The 3,215-nt window shown below is 64.8% G+C and carries 7 protein-coding genes; 5 read left to right on the top strand and 2 right to left on the bottom strand.

What is annotated here, in order from left to right; all coding sequences use genetic code 11:
* The 5 genes from ACI944_RS13550 to ACI944_RS13530 all read left to right on the top strand — a co-directional run.
* Positions 1–555: sensor histidine kinase (locus ACI944_RS13550; protein ID WP_411719557.1), on the top strand; the 555-nt coding region annotated here is incomplete at its 5' end.
* Between the two features lie 52 nt (positions 556–607).
* Entirely contained in the window at positions 608–1,495 is an 888-nt protein-coding gene (locus tag ACI944_RS13545) for an NAD(P)H-binding protein (protein ID WP_411719556.1), read from the top strand.
* Between the two features lie 40 nt (positions 1,496–1,535).
* Complete coding sequence (locus tag ACI944_RS13540) at positions 1,536–1,757, top strand: hypothetical protein (protein ID WP_411719555.1); 222 nt, start codon at positions 1,536–1,538, stop codon at positions 1,755–1,757.
* Positions 1,750–2,136 (top strand): peptide ABC transporter ATP-binding protein, encoded by a 387-nt coding sequence (locus ACI944_RS13535; protein WP_411719554.1) that lies wholly within the window; start codon positions 1,750–1,752, stop codon positions 2,134–2,136. The genes ACI944_RS13540 and ACI944_RS13535 overlap by 8 nt, the downstream gene beginning before the upstream one ends.
* Positions 2,137–2,146: 10 nt before the next feature.
* Entirely contained in the window at positions 2,147–2,410 is a 264-nt protein-coding gene (locus tag ACI944_RS13530) for a hypothetical protein (protein WP_411719553.1), read from the top strand.
* Between the two features lie 66 nt (positions 2,411–2,476).
* Here ACI944_RS13530 and ACI944_RS13525 read toward each other — a convergent pair whose 3' ends face one another.
* Positions 2,477–3,064, bottom strand: coding sequence for a uracil-DNA glycosylase family protein (locus tag ACI944_RS13525; protein WP_411719552.1), 588 nt, complete (start codon positions 3,062–3,064; stop codon positions 2,477–2,479).
* A 51-nt stretch (positions 3,065–3,115) separates the two neighbouring features.
* Positions 3,116–3,214: a plastocyanin/azurin family copper-binding protein gene (locus ACI944_RS13520; RefSeq protein ID WP_411719558.1), complete on the bottom strand. Its 99-nt coding sequence runs from the start codon at positions 3,212–3,214 to the stop codon at positions 3,116–3,118.
* Between the last annotated feature and the right edge of the window lies 1 nt (position 3,215).

Genomic DNA, 3,215 nt, shown 5'->3' with positions numbered 1-3,215 from the left:
ACGCCGGCCGAGGCGATCGAGGAGCGAGCCGCGAGCATCGAGCAGTTGCTCGACACCGCGAACGTGGTCTTGGAGTCCGAAACCGATGGCGGGGAGTTCGAACGCGTCGACGTCGGTGTCATCCTCCGAGAGGAGATCGCCGTAGTCCAGTCGGACGAACCTGACGTCTCGATCGATGCCGACATCGAGGCCGACCTCCACATCGAATCGGATCGCTTCGTCGGCGAGGTGTTCCGGAACGTCCTCGAGAACGCGGTCGTCCACAACCCGGCCGCGGACCTCACGATCTCTGTCACCGCGACCGCCACCGAGGGGGCGATCGAAGTCGAGATTGCCGACAATGGCGACGGCATCCCACCCGACATCCGCGAGAACCTCTTCGAACCGGGCGTCCACGGCCCTGAAAGCTCGGGCGACGGTATCGGGCTGTACCTCGTCGGAAAGCTCGTCGACGCCTACGGCGGCCGCGTCACCGCCTCGGAGCGATCACCGAGCGGGACGCGCTTTCTGTTCCAGTTCCCGCCGGCCCGATCAGACGGAGAGCGGCCCGGGTAGACCTGTCGGCCGTACCAAACTGTCTTGTTGATGGGTCACGTATACATCATCAATGCGGGCGTTAGTCGTCGGCGCTACCGGGTTTGTCGGATCGCGGCTGGTTCGGGCTCTCGACGAGGCGGGTCACGATGTGGTCGCGTTCTCCCGAAGTGCCGACAGCGAGTCGTTCCCGGAGGGCGTCGAACCCTTCGCCGGCGACCTCGGTGATCCGGAGTCGCTCGAGGGGCTCTGCGACGGCGTCGACGTCGCGTACTACCTGATCCACTCGCTCACCTCGGAGAACTTCGCCGAACTCGATCGTCGGTACGCGGCCCGCTTTCGCGAAATCGCCTCCGAGGCCGGCGTCGATCGGGTCGTCTACTTGAGCGGTATCAGCGGCGACGAGACTGACCTCTCGCCACACCTCGCCTCGCGCCGTGAGGTCGAGACCGTCCTCGCTGAGGGCGCATTTGATCTGACTGTGCTCCGGGCGGCGGTGATAATCGGCCCTGAGAGCGCGAGTTTCCGAATTGTCAACGACCTGACCGACCGTCTGCCAGTGTTGGTAGTCCCGCAGTGGGTTCGGACGCCGTGTCAGCCGATCGGAATCCAAGACGCGATTGACTATCTGATTGGGCTGTTGAACGTCGACGAAACTCGCGACAAGACGTACGACATCGGCGGTCCCTCGGTCTGTTCGTACGAGTCGCTGCTCCGGATGACGGCCGACCGGAAGGGACGGACAATACGCATTATTCCGGTTCCGGTGATGACGCCGAAACTCTCCTCGCACTGGCTTCGGTTCACGACTGACGTCCAGTACGCCATCGCGCGCCCGCTGGCCGAAAGCATGCGCCACCCGGTGACTGTCCGCGAGGATCACGACTTTCAGGATGCGGTCCCCATCGATCAGACTCCGATCGAGACGGCTATCGCGGCCTCGCTCGCGGAGTCGTCGTGATCACATAAACAACTATGAAGGTAGCCTGCGTAAACAGCGTATGGCAGACGCCGAGACAACCGAAGAGCAAATCGACGAGACGACCACCTGGCCGGACCTTGCGATCAGCCTCTACGATCGGCTCACCGGGCGGGGCGCGGAGATCATCTACGAGTTCGAGGATATGGAGGTCGAGGTTCCGAGCGGGACCGGCGAGGACGCCGAGCACGCCCGCTGGCGTCTCGACGGCGAACTTCGGGTGACGACCGAAGAGCGTGACTGAGGTCCCGGCCTCGCTGCACGTCGAGGCCGACTTGACGGTCTCTGTCGGCGACGCAGAGGCCGAGGTCCGCTCGACCGGTGACCGCCTCTTCGTCGAGTTTGATTCGCTGTCGGCCGCCCGCGCGATGGCCGATGCCCGACCGGAAGATGTCGTTGACCGGCTCCCGATGGCGTTGCGGGCGGTTGATCTCACAGTCGAGGCTCGGGTCCGGGGACGGACTGTTCTCGTCTCGGGACGGGACGCGGCCCCCGGCGCGCTCTCGGAGATCATCGGGATCGCACCCGACGAAATTCGGCTCGCGGGTGCCGCCGGGGCGGCGGCGGGGGCGGTCGAACCCTACGTTTACGCTCTCTACGAGCGCCTCACCGACGATCGATAACACAGCACAGATGTCCCACCGACAGCTTGACCCCGACTGGACAACTTGGAACGACGCGATAGACGATGTGCTCTCGGAAGAACTCAGCCGAGACGACGACATCTCGGTGACAGCCGAGGGGCTTGAAATCGATGTTCCACTCGCGTTCGGTGCTGAGGCGCCGCGTGCGACGTGGCGCTTCGACGGGGATCTCACGGTCCGCGTTGAGGGCGACGCTGACCCGCTCGCCGATTGGCTTCGCTTTTGGGCGCGCAGGTCGGGTGCAGGTCGCTGATCGGTTGCTCCCCCGCGTTGGCGGGCCGGGACCCTCCCCGCGCCGCGTTGTTGTCCGCCGCCTTATTCACCCGATCCGCGTCGCAACGCCTTTCGTCTGCCGGTAGTCGCTGTTCAATAGTGATTCAAGTCGATCAACGAGGGCCGCCTCGTCGCCCGGCTCCCACGCCGTCGGCTCCCGAATCGGGACGACGAGAAACCCTCGGCCGCGAATCTCGGTGGCGTGTAGGCGTTCGGCGTCGACCGGGAGCGACCGCGCCTGCGTCGTGAATTCCCGAAGAACGTACCCGAGCGGATCATCACCCACGGGAAGGAGGATGTGGGCGTTCAGCGCCCGGAGTTCGGCGTCGAGGTAGCGCTCGACATCGGCCGGATCGCCCGGCGCGAGCCGGAGATACGAGAGATAACAGTTCTCAAGAGTGGGACGATCGCTGTAGGGTTCGGCGGCGAAGCCGACAGCGTGGAGAACCGATTGGATCCGTTCGCCGGCGGTTGACCGGGTGAACGGGACGCCCGTCTCCGTTCCGCCGTGGGTGTCACCGTCGGCGCCGATCACGTGAAAGTCAGCGTTAACATCACCGTAGCCGTACACCGCTGGTTCTGCTGGGGCTCGCATGCCAAAGGGGTTCGAAGCGCGATCCGTGATTCGCTCCACAGCGGGGGCTAGAGGTTGGTAAATAAAAGTACGTGGGTGTCGGGTGACGCGTTACTCGTCGACGACGGCGACGGCGCCGTACATACCCTGCGCGCGGTGGGGGATGCAGACGTAGAGGACCGCACCGGCCTCGTCGACGGTCTGCTCGATG

The organism is Natronomonas sp., assembly GCF_046710025.1.
In the GTDB taxonomy this organism is placed as follows: Archaea; Halobacteriota; Halobacteria; order Halobacteriales; family Haloarculaceae; genus Natronomonas.
The sequence above is the reverse complement of the archived record's forward strand: the minus strand, read 5'-3'. Positions and strand labels throughout refer to the sequence as shown.

Excerpts from the sequence above, each read along its gene's own strand:
- ACI944_RS13545 (WP_411719556.1), top strand. The coding sequence starts at position 608 with ATGCGGGCGTTAGTCGTCGGCGCTACCGGGTTTGTCGGATCGCGGCTG.
- ACI944_RS13540 (WP_411719555.1), top strand. The coding sequence starts at position 1,536 with ATGGCAGACGCCGAGACAACCGAAGAGCAAATCGACGAGACGACCACC.
- ACI944_RS13530 (WP_411719553.1), top strand. The coding sequence starts at position 2,147 with ATGTCCCACCGACAGCTTGACCCCGACTGGACAACTTGGAACGACGCG.